This is a genomic window from Alcaligenes sp. AB3, from assembly GCF_031844565.1.
GTDB lineage: Bacteria > Pseudomonadota > Gammaproteobacteria > Burkholderiales > Burkholderiaceae_B > Alcaligenes > Alcaligenes faecalis.
In genome coordinates, this window is sequence record NZ_JAUZVM010000001.1 from 85634 (window position 1) to 104076 (window position 18443).

16 protein-coding genes and 3 tRNA genes are annotated in these 18443 nt (G+C 56.2%); 6 read left to right on the forward strand and 13 right to left on the reverse strand.

The window, feature by feature from the left end:
* Window positions 1-59: 59 nt before the first annotated feature.
* The 4 genes from Q9R35_RS00365 to Q9R35_RS00380 all read right to left on the reverse strand — a co-directional run bounded on the left by Q9R35_RS00365 (window position 60) and on the right by Q9R35_RS00380 (window position 2777).
* Window positions 60-2027, reverse strand: coding sequence for a triacylglycerol lipase (locus Q9R35_RS00365; RefSeq protein WP_125303500.1), 1968 nt, complete (start codon window positions 2025-2027; stop codon window positions 60-62).
* A 445-nt stretch (window positions 2028-2472) separates the two neighbouring features.
* A tRNA-Gly gene (locus Q9R35_RS00370) sits at window positions 2473-2548 on the reverse strand.
* Between the two features lie 37 nt (window positions 2549-2585).
* Window positions 2586-2659 (reverse strand) — tRNA-Cys (locus tag Q9R35_RS00375).
* 42 nt (window positions 2660-2701) lie between these two features.
* Window positions 2702-2777 (reverse strand) — tRNA-Gly (locus tag Q9R35_RS00380).
* Between the two features lie 314 nt (window positions 2778-3091).
* Here Q9R35_RS00380 and murB point away from each other — a divergent pair.
* Window positions 3092-4102, forward strand: coding sequence for a UDP-N-acetylmuramate dehydrogenase (murB, locus tag Q9R35_RS00385; RefSeq protein ID WP_311219169.1), 1011 nt, complete (start codon window positions 3092-3094; stop codon window positions 4100-4102).
* On the opposite strand, the gene Q9R35_RS00390 is transcribed toward murB, so the two are convergent.
* The 4 genes from Q9R35_RS00390 to Q9R35_RS00405 form a co-directional block, all read right to left on the reverse strand.
* Window positions 4099-4770, reverse strand: a complete 672-nt coding sequence (locus Q9R35_RS00390; RefSeq protein ID WP_311219170.1) for a GntR family transcriptional regulator — start codon at window positions 4768-4770, stop codon at window positions 4099-4101. The two genes, murB and Q9R35_RS00390, sit on opposite strands and share 4 nt — an antisense overlap.
* Before the next feature lie 390 nt (window positions 4771-5160).
* Window positions 5161-6522 (reverse strand): MFS transporter, encoded by a 1362-nt coding sequence (locus Q9R35_RS00395; protein ID WP_042488489.1) that lies wholly within the window; start codon window positions 6520-6522, stop codon window positions 5161-5163.
* Window positions 6523-6676: 154 nt separating this feature from the next.
* The gene (locus Q9R35_RS00400) at window positions 6677-7924 is read right to left on the reverse strand and encodes an iron-containing alcohol dehydrogenase (protein ID WP_311219171.1); all 1248 of its coding nucleotides are present in this window, start codon (window positions 7922-7924) and stop codon (window positions 6677-6679) included.
* Window positions 7921-8646: an alpha/beta hydrolase gene (locus Q9R35_RS00405; RefSeq protein ID WP_311219172.1), complete on the reverse strand. Its 726-nt coding sequence runs from the start codon at window positions 8644-8646 to the stop codon at window positions 7921-7923. The genes Q9R35_RS00400 and Q9R35_RS00405 overlap by 4 nt, the downstream gene beginning before the upstream one ends.
* Before the next feature lie 136 nt (window positions 8647-8782).
* Between Q9R35_RS00405 and Q9R35_RS00410 the strand changes: the two genes are divergently transcribed.
* A complete protein-coding gene (locus Q9R35_RS00410; protein WP_045930285.1) occupies window positions 8783-9505 on the forward strand; it encodes a GntR family transcriptional regulator in 723 nt (240 codons plus the stop codon).
* Window positions 9506-9525: 20 nt separating this feature from the next.
* Here the strand turns inward: Q9R35_RS00410 and Q9R35_RS00415 are convergent, their stop codons facing one another.
* The 3 genes from Q9R35_RS00415 to Q9R35_RS00425 form a co-directional block, all read right to left on the reverse strand.
* Complete coding sequence (locus Q9R35_RS00415) at window positions 9526-10341, reverse strand: sterol desaturase family protein (protein WP_042488474.1); 816 nt, start codon at window positions 10339-10341, stop codon at window positions 9526-9528.
* 471 nt (window positions 10342-10812) lie between these two features.
* A complete protein-coding gene (gene dapB / locus Q9R35_RS00420; protein WP_086068412.1) occupies window positions 10813-11604 on the reverse strand; it encodes a 4-hydroxy-tetrahydrodipicolinate reductase in 792 nt (263 codons plus the stop codon).
* Window positions 11605-11629: 25 nt separating this feature from the next.
* Window positions 11630-12097: an outer membrane protein assembly factor BamE gene (locus Q9R35_RS00425; protein WP_233249480.1), complete on the reverse strand. Its 468-nt coding sequence runs from the start codon at window positions 12095-12097 to the stop codon at window positions 11630-11632.
* Window positions 12098-12243: 146 nt separating this feature from the next.
* Here Q9R35_RS00425 and fur point away from each other — a divergent pair, with 146 nt between their 5' ends.
* On the forward strand, window positions 12244-12699 hold the full coding sequence (gene fur, locus Q9R35_RS00430) for a ferric iron uptake transcriptional regulator (protein ID WP_042488469.1): 456 nt from the start codon (window positions 12244-12246) through the stop codon (window positions 12697-12699).
* Between the two features lie 175 nt (window positions 12700-12874).
* Here the strand turns inward: fur and recN are convergent, their stop codons facing one another.
* Window positions 12875-14524, reverse strand: coding sequence for a DNA repair protein RecN (gene recN / locus Q9R35_RS00435; protein ID WP_311219173.1), 1650 nt, complete (start codon window positions 14522-14524; stop codon window positions 12875-12877).
* 6 nt (window positions 14525-14530) lie between these two features.
* On the reverse strand, window positions 14531-15430 hold the full coding sequence (locus Q9R35_RS00440; RefSeq protein ID WP_042488463.1) for an NAD kinase: 900 nt from the start codon (window positions 15428-15430) through the stop codon (window positions 14531-14533).
* A 127-nt stretch (window positions 15431-15557) separates the two neighbouring features.
* Between Q9R35_RS00440 and hrcA the strand changes: the two genes are divergently transcribed.
* The 3 genes from hrcA to grpE all read left to right on the forward strand — a co-directional run bounded on the left by hrcA (window position 15558) and on the right by grpE (window position 18427).
* The gene (gene hrcA, locus Q9R35_RS00445) at window positions 15558-16571 is read left to right on the forward strand and encodes a heat-inducible transcriptional repressor HrcA (protein ID WP_009459549.1); all 1014 of its coding nucleotides are present in this window, start codon (window positions 15558-15560) and stop codon (window positions 16569-16571) included.
* A 63-nt stretch (window positions 16572-16634) separates the two neighbouring features.
* Window positions 16635-17720, forward strand: coding sequence for a ferrochelatase (hemH, locus tag Q9R35_RS00450; protein WP_045930281.1), 1086 nt, complete (start codon window positions 16635-16637; stop codon window positions 17718-17720).
* Between the two features lie 116 nt (window positions 17721-17836).
* Entirely contained in the window at window positions 17837-18427 is a 591-nt protein-coding gene (gene grpE / locus Q9R35_RS00455; protein ID WP_063691223.1) for a nucleotide exchange factor GrpE, read from the forward strand.
* The last annotated feature ends 16 nt before the right edge of the window (window positions 18428-18443 follow it).

Sequence of the window (18443 nt, forward strand, 5' to 3'; positions counted from 1 at the left end):
CGGCCTGCGTTATCAGCAGCAACAGCAAGGAACAACTCCGCCTTCCTTCCTGCTCCTTGCTACTGCTCCCGCAAAATCCGCCGAATTTCCAGAATCGCCTCGGGCGTCTCCTGCACGCTGTGGGAGAACGGAATCACCAGCTCTGACGTCGCGCCAGGCAGATGAGAGCTTTGATACGGCACCAGCCCGTCGTCCGAGTACAAGAGGTCTTTCTTGGGCGTGTCATTGGCAATAATGCTGTGATACCGCACTTGCGTGGAGATCGGCATTTTGGAGGTGATCTGCATAAATGGATCGCTGTCGCGCAGGCTTTCCACGCCATTGGGCAGGATCAGCATCTCATCTTTGGCGGGCGTATTGCCAACAGCCACCTGGCTAAGCTTGTTGAGCTGCGTCACCACCGTAACTGGCAAGGTAATCAGTGCCGCTGCCAGGCGTGAAATACGATTTCCTGCAAACGGCGTGCCCTTGTGAGGCGCAGCAATAAAGATGGCTGTCGTCACGCCGGGCAGGGGAGAGAAGTGCACCACATTGCCAAACTCCTGATTCATTTTGGCAATGCTGACATCATCCATTTGATAACGGTCGCGGGCCGCGTCTTCCAGCAGATTATCGGACGAGGACACCAGCAAACGTCCCAGTACACCGCCCATGCTATGACCGATCACCACAATATTGTTCGAGGCGATGGCCTTCCTGTCCGGGTCAAAATGCCGGAAGGTTTCTGTCAGGGCTTTGCGAATCTCGGCATTGTTGTAGGGCAGGGGCAGATTGGTTGGATAGTAGACCTGCCAGATCTGATAGCGATCCCGTAATTCCTCATCGCCCAGCACCTCATTGGCGACGTTAATCCAGGCCTCCGGACTGCTGGCCAGGCCGTGCAGCATGATGATGACGCGGCGGTTCGGATCATAGGGTTGCAGCAGGAACACATGCGGGGATTCAATACCACCGTCCCGTCCCAGGACGGTGCGCAAAGCCTGAGTCGAGAAGTCCGAGCGTGCCAGCCATAGACCGTAGGCAGAGGTGTAATTGGCCGCCAAGGGCACTTGCACGTCTTTTAGCTGGATGCTGGTTTGCTGGTACGGATCGTAGCCAATAATTGTGGCGTCGCGGGTTTGCAGAACCTGGGACAGGGTTTCGCCGGGGAAAGTAATAATCCCCGTCACTGCCTGGAAGGGCGGCTCGCTATAGGTGCTCTGAAAGCTGTTTGGCGTGACATCCTTTGACTCGTTCACGACCACCATCTCGGCTCCAAAACCGTCGCGCCGATAAATGCTACGCACTCCGCGGAATGTTAATTGAGAGGCCGGAATCAGCTCATGGGGTTGAGGGGCGGTGGCATCGCGTACCTGGGACAGATCACCACGAATACGCCATCGACCAATCTCGATAGTTTTCTGGAAGGCGTAGCTGGTGTCGTGATACTTGGCAAACAGCAGCATGGTCGCTTGCTGCACCGCGTAGTTGTAGTAGTCACGCACCTGGGTCTGGCGGTCTTCAAATGCCCGGTCTCCTGGCCTGCGATCCGTGAAGAACAGATAGGCGTAGGCATAGCGGGCGCTTTGCAGATAGGCATCGAACAGCTCGGTCGAGAAGTCTGGCCGGGCATTGCGACGCCCCTGCAAACGCAAGGCCTCTTGCGTCCAGATCTCGGCCAAGGTGGCCATGCGCTGCTCGGTGTCCAGATTCCACAGCTCTGTCAGCCTGGAAGAGCAGTGGGGAGTGTCCTTGGCGCATTGCTCGGGCGCGATAGCCAGACTGGTCAGCGTATCGCGTGCGGAGGCGCTGAGTTTATTAGTGGTAAGAATGTCGCCACGGCGTTGGGCAATGTAGTCCTCAGTGCTGACAGTAGCGATTTTGACGCCGGCGCAGCCGCTCAGCAATATGGCCAGAACTGTGATGGCCCCAGCCTTGTGTAGCCCGCTCCTATGCTTGCCAGATACAAGCCGCTTCAAGCTGGTCGCGATGGCTTGTACCGGTGCCAGGTTAAGCAGCGTGTTCCGTACAGAATTAATCAAGGCCATCACGTTCTACAGTGGGTTCGTTGACAGGTTATGAAGAGCTTGGTGCCGTGATACGGACTCAAGCAGCTGTCCAGCGGCGTCAAATCGGCAGATTTGCGGAATGTATCCGTGTGCGAAATGCGATATTAACCTAAAGGCCTGGTACTGGCAGCAGCCGGATCTGGGCTGTGCAAAGCGTGCTTAGTTTTCTTTGCTGCGGGCGCGGTAGGTGGCTGGTGTATTCAGTCTGTATGGAGGCACTGCGTTCGTAGGCGCAGCGTTCCAGGCATCGCTGCAATGTAGAGCGCTAATTCTTGGTGAGGGGCTAGTTTTAAGCGTGTGGGGTGGACCCACATCAGAGCGTGGTGGAACTATCGGTTTGCTCTTATGGTGTTTTAGCTGCTCTATACGCTTGCCTGCAGCAGAAAATAAAAAAGCCCAAACCGAAGTTTGGGCTTTTTGAATTTGGAGCGGGAGACGAGTCTCGAACTCGCGACCTCAACCTTGGCAAGGTTGCGCTCTACCAACTGAGCTACTCCCGCATTTTTTACTGCACTACCGACTTGTGACCAGAATTACTGGAGGCGCAAGCCGGAATCGAACCGACCTAGACGGATTTGCAATCCGCTGCATAACCACTCTGCCATTGCGCCGTGGTCGATTAAAAAGGGAAGCCTAGGCTTCCCTTAGGAATCTGGAGCGGGAGACGAGTCTCGAACTCGCGACCTCAACCTTGGCAAGGTTGCGCTCTACCAACTGAGCTACTCCCGCATTTTGCTGTGCAGATTGAATCTGTTTTCAGCGCTTTACTTATTAGCTATTGCTTATTAAGTAAAGAAAGCTAGTTTAGAGTGGCTATCTTTGTTTGTCAAGTGTTTTTGATATTTTGCTTAAGCTTTTTATCAATACTGCCTAACAAACTTGCCTGCTTCAAACTGCTTTTTGCTGCGAAACTGACGCTGCGCTAAGCAAGAACGTAACTATAGACTGCAGGAATTAAGCTTGTCAATAGATTCTGTAAATTTTTCCGGAAAACAGGCTGTCCGAGCTATGCTTACTGCTTTCTTTGATCGTGGGACAGGGCCGTGGACAGGCAGCGTAATGTGGATTTGAGCTCGTGTAATACCTTGGGTTTGGGCAGCCGCGCGCGCGACTTGGTGGTGTATTACAATGTTACCCAGCTGCCTGCCTTGCAAGCGTTGGTGGAGCAGGGGGAGCGTATCTTTGTGCTGGGTGGTGGCAGCAATGTGGTGCTGGCCGAGCAAGTGGATGCCCTGGTGATCAAGGTGGAAAGCAAAGGGATCTGTTTACTGCAAGAGCGGGACGATGCCTATATTGTGGAGGCGCAGGCGGGCGAGTGCTGGCATGACTTTGTGCAGCATTGCTTGAGTCAGGGCTGGCCCGGCCTGGAAAACCTGGCTTTGATCCCTGGTACGGTAGGTGCTGCGCCTGTACAAAATATTGGCGCTTATGGCCTGGAGCTGGAGCAGCGGGTGCACAGCGTGCTGGCCTGGAGCTTTAAAGAAGGCAAAGAGGTGGAACTGTCTGCGGCCGAGTGTGGCTTTGCCTATAGAGACAGCCGCTTCAAGCACGATCTGGCGGGTAGCTGGTTGATTCTGGCGGTGCGTTTTGCATTGCCGCGTCAGTGGACGCCGGTGCTGGAATATCCCGATCTTAATAAGCAGGCTCATCTAGCGGGCGAGCCAGACCCGCAACGCATTTTTGATGCAGTCTGCGAGATTCGCCGTCAAAAATTGCCTGACCCTCATGTCTTGGGTAATGCGGGTAGTTTCTTCAAAAATCCCCTTGTGCAGACCGAGCAGCGTGATGCCTTGCAGCAGCAATGGCCCAATCTGGTTTCTTATGAAGTTGGGCAGGGCCAATGCAAACTAGCGGCGGGCTGGTTGATTGATCAGTGTGGCTGGAAAGGCAAGCGGGATGGAACGGTGGGGGTGCATGACCGTCAGGCTTTGGTATTGGTGAATCATGGCGGCGGGACTGCGCATGATATTGAGCGCCTGGCCCAGGCGATTCGGGGCTCTGTTCGAGAGCGTTTCGGCGTGGAGCTGGAACAAGAGCCCGTTGTTGTGAGTTAAGCGTCGACCGCGCCCCACCATCGCAGGGTTTGTGCCAGATGGTGGCGTACGGCTTGCATGGCTGCTTCGGGGTTTCCTGCCTGTAGCGTATCCAGAATCTGCAAATGTTCCTTCATGGCGGGCACAATGCGTTCGGGTAAGGGGCGGCGTGAGTGCTGCAGCACGTTGATGCGATCACAGTTTTCTTCGTAAATCGTCATGGCCGAGCGGTTCTGCAGCGCTTGAGCTAAATAGCGATGCAAGGCCCAGTCCACTTCCATGGCCTGAATCTGCAATACGGTGGTGACGAGGCCGCTTTGTGCCTGTTCCAGAATCTTCTCGTGTTTGTTCCGCAAGCTCTCCAATGCGGGTTGCTTCGCACAGCTAGCCAGTATCCTGGCCCCCTCCTGATCAAAGACACAGCGCAGCTGAAAGCATTCCCGTAGCGCTTCCGTGGTTGCCTCCAGAACCAGCACTCCCCGCTTGGGCAGGATAGACACCAGCCCGGCAGCCGCCGCGCGCTTGACCGCTTCACGCACTGGAGCCAGTGGGAAGTCGCTTAATTTCATCAGTTCTGCCATCGACACCATCTGCCCCGCACGTACCTGCCCTGTAGCCAATAAATGACGAAATGCCTGGAAAGCCTGGGTGGCTAGCAAAGTGTCATCAGAGGAGGAGGGAATACTCATTTAGCGTCTCCGGTTTGTACTGGTAGGGGTTTTATCTGATTTTCTTATGTTTGGTATTTCAAATTATATATATTTTGAAATGCTAGAAGAGATTGTAGTTTCCAGGCCTGCTCTTGAATGAAATGCGAATTATGGAAACACCTGGCCAGTAAAAATACGGGTTTGTATACCGGGTTTGGCCTGAGTATGTAGTTGCCGTTTGGAAAAACGGTGTTTTCGCCGAATTTGATTAATCAGGGCCTGGATAAGTCGGCTCAGGCAAATTGGACTCAGCATGCTATTGGCAAGCTGGCTTAGCTTTTTAGAAGTACAAACCCCGTGTCGGTTGATGCAACCGGCACGGGGTTGTACTGGATTTTATATAAACCAATCATCAATTGAATCAGTGTCTTAAGCCGAAACTTCCTCCAGCGAACGCCCCTTGGTTTCCACGCCCAGAGCGATCACCACCAAAGCAGCAATGGAGAAGGAAATAGCGCCTAAGGTGAAAACGCCTGAATGCCCGGTCCAGGGCAGGATAAAGCCCACCAGCAACGGTCCGAACAAGGAACCCAGTCGGCCAATGGAAGAGGCAAAGCCGGCGCCTGTGCTGCGTGTGCGTGTGGGGTACAGCTCGGGGGTGTAGGCATACAAAACCGACCACATGCCAAACATGAAGAACTGCATGCACAAACCAGCGCCAATCAGTTGAGCAACAGGCGCCTGACTGGTGGCGACGTGGCCATAGATAAAGGCACAGCCGGCGCTACCGAACAGCATCAAGACCATGGTTGCCTTGCGACCCCATTTCTCCAGCAACCAGGCCGAGAAGATGAAGCCTGGGATACCGGCCAAAGAAATATAAATGGTGTAGGTAACGGACTTGGTGACTTCATATCCGGCTTGTTGCAGCAGTGCGCCCAGCCAGGTGGTCAGACCGTAGTAGCCCAGCAAGGAGAAGAACCACAGCATCCACAACATCAGGGTGCGACGGGCGTATTGGCCTTGCCAAAGCTGGGCAAACAGCGCGCCACGTTTCAGCTTCTCGCAAGGGGTGGGAGGCAGGGGAGAGGGCAGAGCCTGGCCGCCGTTGGCCTGAATAACTTTGTGTTCAAAAGCCGTCGTGACCTGTTCGGCGCGGTCGTTGTGGCCTGCCTCTTCCAGCCAGCGGGGGGATTCAGGAACCCAGCGGCGAATCACAAACACAAACAGGGCAGGGATAGACAGGGCAATGAAGATCCCGCGCCAGCCTATATAGTCCAGACTCAGATATGTCAGAATCCCGGCGCTGATAAAGCCCAGCGGCCAGAAGCCTTCCAGAATTGCAATATATCGACCGCGACTTTTAGCGGGCACAATCTCCGAGACCATGGCCAGGCCGATGGGAAACTCCATCCCCATGCCAAACCCCAGCAGCACCCGAAACGCCATCAACTGCTCGACGTTTTGGGACAGGCCACAGGCCAGGCTGCCTACGCCCCAAAAAATCATGCTCCATTGAAAGACGGGTTTGCGCCCGTATTTGTCTGCCAGCATGCCCGCAATGGCAGCTCCCAAAAACATGCCTAAAAAGCTGGAGCTGGCCAGCATCCCCGCCTGTGCGGTGCTGAGCCCCATTTCTGCTTTGATGGAACCTAAAACAAAAGTCATGATGCCCAGGTCCATGGAATCAAAGAACCAGGCGGTCGCGATAATACCGAACAGCATGCGTTGATAGCGTGTCATGGGTAATCGCTCCAGGCGATTGGCCACATTGGGGGATACGGCTGTCATTGGTGTCTCCTGTTGGTCCGCTCTTGTGGCGGGTTTTATGTATAAGTGACCTGCCGTCAGGCCAAGGCAGGCTTTTTTCTTCTACTGATATATTACATGGATACTAGTGGTATTTATTTTAAGATTAAATAATGGTATGTACTTAGCTGACTAATTAATTGTGGGTGATTGCTCCGGCTAAAGTGCCTTCAAAAGCGTGTTGAATAATGCGTTGATAGGCGCTGGCGCAGTCTGCAACCGGGAAGGCTTTGGCAAGACGGCTCACTTGCAGGGCATCGCTCAACAAGCGTTTCAGCTGATGCTCCTGCACGCCGCATTGGCTCAGGTCAGAGGGGATGTCCAACAGCTCCACCTGTGAACGCACATGGGCGGGCAGCGCCAGCAAGGTGTCTTCCGGTTGGCCGGCTGGCATGCCCAGTAGTTGGGCGACTTCCAGCAGTTCGGTGGCACGGGTTTCGCGCAGCTCGTCCAGAACGTAGGGCAGCAGCACCGCATTGGTAGTGCCGTGGGATTGATGCGTCAAACCTGCCAGTGCGTAGGCAATACCATGCACCGCGTTCAGGCCCGCCGTGCCGTAGGACAGGGCGGCATAGTAGCTGGCGCTGGCCATGCCATCACGGGCCTCGGTGTCCGTGCCGTCGCGATAGGCTCGCAGCATGTACTGGCCGCACAGGCGTATGGACTCGCGCGCAAACATCATGGTCAGGCTGGATCGGCCGCTATAACCAGGGTCCGGGCTGCCGCCCCGATCAAACAGGCTGGCGTCCTGGGTCACGAAGGATTCAATTGCGTGGGTCAGGGCATCAATACCGGCGTCGGCAGTGACGCGCGGTGGGCAGCTATCGCTGAGTTCCGGATCGATAACCGCAATGGCGGGGCGCAGCGCATTGCCCATGACGGCGATTTTGGTGGCATTGTCGGGGTCGACCAGAATGGCGCCCGGTGTTGCTTCTGATCCTGTGCCGGAGGTGGTGGGCAAGGCGATCAAGGGCAGGGGCTGGGTGTGTGCTGGCCAGGTGCCGCTATAGGTGCGTATGGACTCCCCGGTGGGGACAGTCAGACACAGGGCTTTGGCCAGATCTATATTGCTGCCGCCGCCCAAAGCCAATACGAAATCTATAGGGTGATCGGCTAGGTGGGCACGTAATTGCAGCGTGGCCTGATCGCATAAGGTGGTGGAAGGATCTGGCTCGCCACCATCAAAAACCACGACCTCAATCCCCAACTCTCTACAGGCGGCGATGTGGTCCTGAACCCAGGTGGTTTGAATGGTGAAAAAGCGGTCGGTAATCAATAAGCCGCGACGCCAGCCCAAGTGCGCAATCAAGGCAGGCAGTTCATGGCGGCAGCCGCGTCCCATCAAGGTGCGGGGCGGTGGGCAAAAGAAAACATGTTTGTTCATACGGAAGTCCTTGCGGTGTGTAGTGAGCAGAAGGGGTCTATCAATGAGGCGATCAGTTCAGTGTGCGAGCCCAGAATGCTGTGGCCCGCATCAGGCAGGCTGTGCAAGGTGGCTTGCGGCAGTGCCTGCGCCAACAGGTGGGCGTGCTCAATGGGGCAGTCCTGATCCTGCTCGCCATGGATGATCAAAGAGGGGAGGGAAATACGGGGTAGCTGTGCGTACAGGTCGTGATGTCGATTCGCCAGCCAGGTCCAGGCCACGTCCTGATGACCGGCGGCTTCAAGCAGGCCCAGGCGTTGTTCCCGCTCTGCAATTTCTTGCAGCAAGGCAGGCGTGTCCTGGGCCTTGAACCATTGAGTCTGGTTCAGGCTGGCTGTGCCCGATAACAACAGCAGGGCTTGCGGTAGTGGGGCCTGTTCGTCCATCAGAGTCAGACAGGTTTGCAGCACCACTGAGACGCCCAGGCTCCAGCCTGCCAGTACATAGGGCGTGTGTTCAGGCAAGGCTTGAATGCTGGCGAGTAGATCGTGTACAAAGCCGTCCAGCCCGTAATCTTCCTGGCTGGAGCCGCGAAAGGCATCGCCTCGGCCGCGTAAGTCCGGGGTGTGCCAGGACATCAAATTCGAGCTGGCTTGGACTACTGGCAACCAGCTGCGATGGGTGCCCTGAATCCCATGCACGGCAATGATGGCCGCTTGTTTTGAATCGCAGGCAATGCTCATGTGGCTTCCTGGAGTAGATAAATACAACTAAGATATGAGGCTGTTGCCCAGCTCCGGCCGTGTACTTGCAAGGCCAGGGCAGGCGTCAGAGTTGGGGTGTCAGCAGCAAACGCTGCGTTTTAAAGGCAGGCTTAGCATGGTCACAAGCAAGCGGAAGGTAGCGGGAAAAGGGCAGGCTCACGATGAGGCCTTGGATATCAAGGCCTTGACGGAACCCAAGCCCAAACTTACGGACATTGCTTACGAGCGTTTGGAAGAAGCCATCATTACCTTGAAGTTGCCGCCGGGCAGCATTGTGTCCGAGCTGACCTTGAGCCAGATGTTCGAGATTGGCCGCACGCCGATTCGGGAGGCCATTCAACGGCTGGCACGCGAACATTTGATGCTGGTCTTGCCGCAGCGCGGGCTGTTGATTCCAGAGCTGGACATGCCCAAGCAGTTGCGGCTGATCGAGACGCGACGGGAGATCGAACGTCTGATCTGCCGTAGTGCGGCCAAACGGGCGACACGAGATCAGCGCGAGCAATTCAAGAGCTTGCATGATGCTTTCCTGGAAGCCGCCACCCAGAACGATGAAGTCAGTTTTATCCGGGCAGATCGACGGTTGAATGAGCTGGAAATCGAGGCGGCTCGCAATGAGTTTGCCGAGGCAGCGATGCGTCTGACCCATGGTCTGTCTCGCCGTTTCTGGTTCTGTCACTATCAGCAGAATCCGGATTTAACAGAGATGGGCAGACTGCATGCCAACTTGGCCATGTCCATTGCCGGGGGCGATATGGACCAGGCGGGTCAAAGCCTGGACCTTTTGATGGACTACATTGAAGAACTCGCCCGCACCACTCTGATTTCCAGCCTGTAAATACAGAGTCAGGGTCTTGGCTAGGCCAGGCCCCGCTCCAGGGCGTGGGCCTCTTCTTGTTTCAGGGCCGGGCCGTCCGTGGTGTCGCCAGTATCCTCAAAGCGGAAGCGGCGGATGATGGGCTTGAGTTCTTCCTTGACGTGCTTTTCGCTATAGCCATTGAACAGGTGGCCAAGCAGGCCGCGACGCAGATCCGTGGTGCCCATGGCCCAGTCCGCAATGGGGAAAGTCAGGTTCATGTTGTACTTCATCATGATGCCCTGATTGTGGTGGGCCGTATGGTGGCGGCGAATGGTGTTGATGAAGGGCATATTGCGCACGAAGCTGTTCTCATGCACGTGACAGCAGTAGTGAAAGGCCTCGTACACCAGGTACTGCGCCACCATGGTCATGAACACAAAATAGCCTGCATTGGGGTTGATGATGGTGGCAGCCAGCCAGCCCAGAATCCCGCCGCCTACGCCCAGCGTTGCCAGAACGCGCCAGGGGAAAAACACAATCCGGAACTCCTTGCTGGAATCAATCGTGGCTTCGTTGTCAGTGAAGTACTGGTGATGCTGGCGGGTGTGGCGTTCGTAGATTTCCCGCAAACCAATGATGTTGATGCGTCGGTGCATCACATAACGGTGCATGGCCCATTCAACAAAATTACCCGCCAGAAAAACGGGAATCACAATCAGCCATTCCCAACCTACCGGGCCTAGCTGGGTGATGCTGTAGTAAATCGCTGCCAGACCCACGATGTAGGTCACAACAACGTGAACAATGCCGTTGTAGGCGGGGCTGATATTGGATTTGTAGTCCTCTCGGAACTTGCGTTGGCGTTCGCTCATCATGTCGGTTGTCTCCTGCGGAAAAGGTTTATTCTTTAAATATCCAACTGACATATTAGTGATATTTTTTTCTGCGTCAAGCAGGGAAAACGGGGGGGGCGAGGAAATGTGGCAAGGGGGCGACTTAAGGGGGGAAGCCGCTGTAGCGCGGGGAGGGGCAGTTTTCAGGCCCGGCTCAGGACTGGTTGTGCAGTTTTACTGGTGAGCTTGGAACTGTTTTTGTTGCGGTGAGGCGAGGCGGGAAGGGGCAAGACGGGACGCACTGGACCAAGGCTGGGGCAGGAGATGAAAGGACCGGTAAAGGACAAAACAAGGTAAAGGGCAGGGACACAGGCAAAGGAATAGGTGCTGGCCAGATCAATCCAGCACGCCACTTTAGGAAAGTAGTCCAACAGGAGGAGGCTCTGTTAAGCGGAGATAAAAAAAGCCGGCTCGAAAGCCGGCTTTTGATCAGAGCGTTTGCAAGTCAGGAACTTACAGGCCCAGCACGTCCTGCATGTTGTACAGGCCAGTGCTTTTATCGCCCAGGAAGCGGGCGGCACGCAGGCTGCCATTGGCATAACCGGCACGGCTGCTGGAGCGATGCGAGATCTCGATGCGTTCGCCTTCACCGCAGAAAAATACGGTGTGGTCGCCCACAATGTCGCCACCACGAACTACGGAGAAACCAATGCGGCCATCCTGACGAGCGCCGGTGTGACCGTGACGGGCCCAGTCAGCGACATCATTCAGAGATTCGCCCCAGGTTTTGGCGATAGCTTCACCCATGGCCAGGGCAGTGCCTGATGGCGCATCCACCTTGTTGCGGTGGTGAGCTTCAAACACCTCGGCGTCGTAGCCCTGGTTCAGCAAGGCTGCCGCCATTTCAATCAGCTTCAACGTGGCGTTAACGCCCACGCTCATGTTCGGAGCGAAGACAATCGCAATCTCGCGGCCAGCCGCCAGAATCTGTTGTTTCTCTGCTTCGGAAAAGCCGGTGGTGCCAATGACCAGACGGGTGCCGTGCTGCACGCAGGCGTCCAGATGAGCCATGGTGCCTTCAGGACGGGTGAAGTCGATCAGGCAATCGGCCTGGGCCAGGGCGTTCAAATCGTCCGTAACCTTGATGCCTGTGTCTTTACCCAAAAAGGCCCCTGCGTCCTGACCAATGGCTTTGGAGCCGCTGTGGTCCAGGGCGGCGGCCAGTGTCAGGTCGGTACTGTTCAAAACAGCTTCAATCAGCATACGGCCCATACGGCCGTCTGCGCCAGCAATGGCAATGCGCATGTATCCGGTGTCCTTAACGTAAAGCTTAAAGCGTAGGCTGGTTGCCGCTCACGCTGGGTGTTGGGGCAGCTTGGTCGGCGTCAGCTGGGGGCGGGGTGTGTTTCTTGCCCGTGTCGCTGCGTTCGAAAGGCTGGCGGTCAGGTTGCTCGTCACCTTCCCAGCGAACCAGGGTGTCGCCCTCAAACCAGACGGTGAAGGTGCGTTGCTCGCTCTTGCCGTAGCCAGGCTGGTTCAGGTAGGGGTAGTCCCAGCGGTCGGCGTGGAAAATGTCTTGCAAGGTCGGTGAACCCAACAGATAACGAACCTGTTCGCGAGTCATCCCCGGTTGCAGGCGGGCCACTTGCTCGGCAGTGATCCAGTTCCCCTGCTGAATGTCGGCGCGGTACGGGAAGCCCCATTTAGAGGATCCGCAGGCGCTCAGGGCGGCGGCAGCCAGGCTGGCTGCGAGTATGGCGCGGATGACAGGAGTGAATGAATTGGCCTTCTTCTGCACGAAATGCCCCAGTAGGAATAAAATCGTTATCATATAAGGGTTTAGGAAAAAGCGCATGAATTGCGCATTGAACCGCCTCAAGACGAGCTGGTTTTCAACCAGAACGGACTTGAGATCCATCCCCATCAAGATGCGATAATTTAGCCATGAACGATCAAAATGAACTGAAGAACATGGGGCTTAAGGCGACTTTTCCGCGCCTGAAGATTCTGGATATTTTTCGCCGCTCCGATCAGGACGGTCAACGCCACCTGAGCGCTGAAGACGTATACCGTCTGCTCATTGCCGAAGAGGTCGATATTGGTTTGGCCACGGTTTACCGTGTGTTGACCCAGTTCGAACAGGCCGGCATTTTGGTGCGCAGCCAGTTTGATGGCGGCAAGGCCGTTTTTGAACTGAATGATGGCGATCACCACGATCACCTGATTTGCACCAACTGCGGCGTTGTTGAAGAGTTTACCGACAGCAATATCGAAGCCCGCCAGCACCAGGTCGCCAAAGACCACGGTTTTGTGCTGGAGAGCCATACGATGCTGCTGTACGGCATTTGCCCCAAGTGCTCGGAAGCGGGCAAGCAGGCCAAGCCCGTTTTGCGTAGTTAATCCTGTTGTAGCTGGCCCGCAGGCGCGGGATCTGATGATTGGGGGCAGGATAGCCAGGGCGGCATCCTGAAAATTCAAAGAACAGTCAGATCCAGGCCACCGGGCCTCACAACTGGATACAAAAAACCACCAGCCGCCACAGGCGCTGGTGGTTTAGCTTGCGTTTCAAAAGCGTTTATTGCTGACGTGCCAGCATTTCCCGCGCATGTTCACGCGTAGTTTGCGTAATTTCCAGACCACCCAGCATACGGGCGATTTCGTCCACGCGTTCGTCTTGCATCAACGGACGGATAGAGGAAAAAGTCTGGCCTTGCTCAGTCGTTTTCTCGACCTTCAAGTGATGGTTGCCACAGGCTGCCACTTGGGGCAGGTGGGTCACGCATAGAACCTGATGGCGTGCGCCCAGCTCTTGCAGCAAACGTCCCACTACTTCGGCCACGGCGCCGCCCACGCCCGTATCCACTTCATCAAAAATCAGGGTAGGTACACGAGCCGCCTGGCTGGCGATAACCGATAGCGCCAGGGAAATTCGCGCCAGCTCACCACCAGAAGCCACTTTAGCCAGTGGACGAGGTGTGACGCCTTCATGACCCGCCACCAGAAACTCCACTTGTTCCACGCCGTGAACTTGAGGCGCGCACGCGGTCAGGGCGACCTCGAAGCGACCGCCTTGCATGGCCATGGATTGCATTGCCTGACTAACCTGTTTGCTCAGTTGCACACTGGTTTTGCGTCTTGCCGTGCTTAGCTTGCCGCTAAGCTCCTGATAGTGTTTTTCCGCTTGCCGGGCTTTGGCTTGCAAGGCTTCCAGATCAAAAGACTGCTGTAATTGTGCCAACTGTTCCTGCCAGGTTTCCAGCAGGCTGGGCAGTTCTTCGGGCGCCACTTTCAGTTTGCGCGCGGCACTGAAAATGGCGGACACCCGTTCTTCTGCCTGCGCCAGGCGTTCGGGGTCCAGTTCCATATCGCTCAAGTAACTGTTCAGGTCCGAAGCCGCTTCGGTGACAGCAATTTGTGCGGACTCCAGCGCATCCACAATCGCTTGCAGGCCAGGGTCATGGCGCAGCAGGGCACTCATTTCATGGCTGGCTTTGCCCAGTAGTTGCTGTACCGAGGTTTCCTCGCCATCCAGAGCGGTCAGGGCCAGCGCACTGCCATCAATCAGGGCTTGGGCATGGGACAGGCGGGTGTGTTCCTGTTGCAGCTGGTCCCACTCACCTGCGCGCAGATTCAGGCTGGACAACTCGTTGATCTGCCATTCCAGGCGCTCCTGCTCGCGCTTGCCTTGCTCCGCACTTTGGCTGGCTTGTTCGACGGCTTTGCGAGCCTGGCTCAATTGCTGCCAGGACTGGGCCACCTGGCGTGCCAGGGGCAAATGACCGCCTTGGCTGTCGAGCAGATCGTACTGGCTTTGAGGGTTCATCAGGCTTTGATGAGCGTGTTGGCCGTGAATATCCACCAGCAGTTCGCCCAGCTCGCGCAACTGGGTCAAGGTTGCTGCGCTGCCGTTGATGTAGCTGCGGTTGCGACCTTGCTGGTCGATCAGGCGACGCAAGATCAGCTCGTCCGAGACATCGAAGTCACGCTCGCTCAGCCAGCCCTGAATGTCTTGTTCGCAATCGAAGTGTGCACTGACCTCGGTGCGAGCACAGCCTTCGCGGATGGCTTTGGCATCGCCACGTGCCCCCAGAACCAGGGAAAGCGCGTCAATCAGGATGGATTTACCAGCGCCGGTCTCCCCGGAAAAAACCGTGAAGCCGGTGTCGAAATCAATCGTGGCTTGATCCACGATGACAAAGTCTCGAACGTGCAGGGTACGGAGCATAGGGGTTTATTCGTTTTCGTCGTTAGGCAAAGGGATATGGTTCCAGCCCAGCTTCTGACGCAGGGTGGAGAAAAAGCTGTAGCCCTTGGGATGGATAAAGCGAATGGTGTCCTGGGAGCGACGCACATCAATGCGGTCTCCCTGCTGACAGTCGGACCAGGTTTGCATGTCAAAGTGCACGCTGCCACCCGATTCCACCCGGCCCAGCGCCGTAATGGTCAGGTTCAGGGTGCCTGTGTCGGGCAGCACAATAGGGCGGTTCGACAGGGTTTGCGGTGCTACGGGCACCAGCAAAAAGGCTTTCAGGGAAGGGTGCAGCAGGGGACCGCTGGCAGCCAGCGCATAAGCGGTCGAACCCGTGGGAGTGGAGATAATCAGGCCGTCGGAACGCTGGCGGTACATGAATACGCCATCGAGCTCGACGCGCAGCTCGATCATGCCACCGCGACCGGCGCGGTTGATGACCACATCGTTCAGGGCCACGCCTGAATACAGCACTTGCCCGTCACGCACCACACGGCCTTCCAGCATGGAGCGCTCTTCAACGTCATACTCGCCTTTGAGCACGCTAAGCAAGGCTTCGTTGGCGTCATTCAAGGGAATATCGGTAATAAAACCCAGGCGGCCATGGTTAATCCCGATCAGGGGCACTTTGCTGTGGGCTAATTCGCGGGCAGCGCCTATCATGGTGCCGTCCCCGCCCATGACGATTGCCAGATCGGCGCGTTCGCCAATTTGGGCATAATCGCCGATGGGAAATTCGGTAATACCGGCATTCTGGGCGGTTGTGGCCTCAAGCAGCACCGAGCAACCAGTGTTGACCAGGGTGTTGGCCAGCGATCGGATGGGCGCATCCAAGCCGGAGTCCTGGTATCTGCCAACAATGGCAACCGTTTTGAAATGCATGGGGCGAAAACCTTATGATTAATGAAATAATGACGATCAGTGGATTATAGAGTTGCCACTCTAGGCTTGGCTGTAAGATTCTCCCCTTTATCATGCAGAGCTGGTGTTTTTAAGTGACGTACGCGACATGGATGACAGAGCAAATGCCTTGTTGAAGGTGCTGATCGAGCGTTACATCGCCGATGGTCAGCCGGTAGGGTCCCGCACCTTATCGACCATTTTTGATTTTTCCCCGGCCACAATCCGTAATGTGATGGCCGAGCTGGAAGGCCTGGGCCTGATTCATAGCCCCCATACCTCGGCGGGGCGTATCCCCACGCCCAAGGGCTACCGCCTGTTTGTGGATCGTCTCCTGGCTGCCGAGCGTTTCGAGCGGCCGGATGCACGCAACCTTAGTCAGTATCTGCCTTTTGACGAGCCTAACCGCGCGGTCAGTTCTGCCGCTTCCTTGCTGTCGAATCTGTCTCAGTTTGCCGGTGTGGTGCTGGCGCCGAAAAAAGCGCAGACCTTCAGGCAGATTGAATTCATCCGCCTGTCCGACAAGCGGGTGTTGCTGATTATCGTCACTCCGGATGGTGATGTGCAAAACCGCATTCTGTTCGTGCCGCGCGATTATCTGGAGCAGGAGCTGGTTGAGGCCAGCAACTTCTTCAATCAGCATTTCTCGGGCATGTCCTTCGAGTCGGTCAAGCTGGCCTTGTCGCAGGAACTCAGCTCCTTGCAGGCGGACATTTCGCGCCTGATGCAACAAGCGGTGGATGTGGGTAGCCATCAGCCCGATAGTGAAGAAGCCGTAGTGATCGCTGGAGAAAGCAAGTTGTTGAACGTGACGGAAATGGTGGCGGATATGGACCGTTTGCGCCGCCTGTTTTCCCTGTTCGAGAAAAAAACCGATCTGTTGCACCTGCTGGATGTTTCCAGCCAGGCCGATGGCGTACAGATTTATATAGGCGGGGATTCCCAGCTTTTGCCTTTGGACGATGTGTCCGTCATTACTGCGCCGTATGGCGTGGATGGCAAGGTCGTGGGCACGCTGGGTGTGATCGGGCCATCGCGGATGGCGTATGATCGTGTGATTCCTATCGTGGACATTACGGCCCGGCTATTGTCCAATGCCCTGAGCCATCACTCTGCCAGTTAAGGGATGGACCTTCGGCCTGCTGTTGGGCTGAGGGCAATCTGGCTGTCTAACGTACTAATCATCATGCCCAAGTTGTTTGCTTCTCCTTATTTGCCCGAAGCGCAGGACGCCGATATGTTCAATGATCAGGCTCCGGTACGCGAGGCCGGACCCATCGGTATCTTGCTGGTCAATCTGGGCACGCCGGACCAGCCCGATGCTGCGTCCATTCGTCGCTATCTGGGTGAGTTTCTGTCTGATCCCCGGGTCATTGAGATTCCGCAGCCGGTCTGGCAGATTATTCTGCGTCTGTTCATCTTGCCGCGCCGCCCCAGCAAGCTGGCGCCGCGTTACAAGGACATCTGGCTGCCGCAAGGCGCGCCCTTGCTGGTTTACAGCCAGGCGCAGGCAGATGGTTTGCAGGAGCTGCTGCAAGCGCAAGGTCATGATGTGAAGGTGGAACTGGGCATGCGTTATGGCAACCCGTCCATTGCCAGTGGGCTGGATAAATTGAAAGCAGCGGGTTGCGAGCGAATTTTGAGTCTGCCCCTGTATCCGCAATATGCGGCCAGCACCACGGCCACTGCGGTTGACTGTGTCGCTGCGCATCTGGGCAAACAACGCAATCAGCCCGAGCTTCGTTTCCTGAAGCGCTACCACACGCACCCGGACTACATAGGTCCGCTGGCGGCGCAGATACGCCGTTATTGGGACGAGCATGGCAAGCCAGAGCGCCTGCTATTGAGTTTCCACGGCTTGCCACGGCGCTGTGTGGAACTGGGTGACCCTTATTACCGAGATTGTCGCGAAACGGCCAATGCCTTGCGTGCCGCACTTGATGAGCCTGCCGTGGAGGTGCACATGGCTTTTCAAAGTCGCTTTGGCGCTCAGCGCTGGCTGGAACCCTATACCGAACCCACGTTGCGTGAGTGGGGCAAACAGGGTGTAGGGCGTGTGGATGCCGTGTGCCCTGGATTTTTGGCCGACTGCCTGGAAACGCTGGAAGAAATCCAGGTGGAATGCCGTGATGCGTTCCTGGAGGAGGGCGGTCGTGAATTCCATTACATTCCGTGCCTGAATGACGATCCGCAATGGATTGAAGGTCTGGGACGGCTGGCCCTGCAGCATTTGGCAGGCTGGTTGCCCAGCCGCCTGGTGCCAGCTCGTTAAGGCCAGCAAAAGGTTTTTACGGGCCAGAACAGCAAAATACGAAAGCAGGTCTTGAACTGGGGGCAGATGCCCCCATTTTCATGCGATCAACGAATTCTGTAGTGGAGATAAATCGAATGGCTACACATGCCGATCCCAATAAGCCTCTGGACGGGGAAGTGACGGAAAACACGCCTGAGCAGGCACAAGCGGGCGCTGTCGAGCAAGACCAGCCAGAGATTTTGGCCCAGCAGCCCGAAGAAAGCTCGGCTGATCTGGCCACCGAATTGGCCCAGGCCCAGGAAAAAGTGTCGCAGTACTACGACCAGTTGCTGCGCGCCAAAGCCGAAGTGGAAAACATCCGCCGCCGTGCGGATGATGATGTTGCCAAAGCGCGCAAGTTTGGTACCGAGTCCTTTGCTGAGAGCCTGATCCCCGTGCGCGACAGCCTGGAGGCTGCCTTGGCCCAGACCGAGCAAACTCCTGAAGCCTGGAAAGAAGGGGTGGAAACCACCTTGCGACAGTTGAACAAGGCTTTCGAGCGCAACAGCTTGAAAGAAGTGGCCCCGCAAGCTGGTGACAAGTTTGACCCGCATCTGCATCAGGCTATCTCGGCAGTGCCTTCCGAGTTTGAAGAAGGCGCGGTTGCCCAGCTGCTGCAAAAGGGCTACACCATTTCGGATCGCGTTTTGCGTCCTGCCTTGGTGATGGTGTCGGCCCCCAAGTAATTGAGCCAGTCTGACT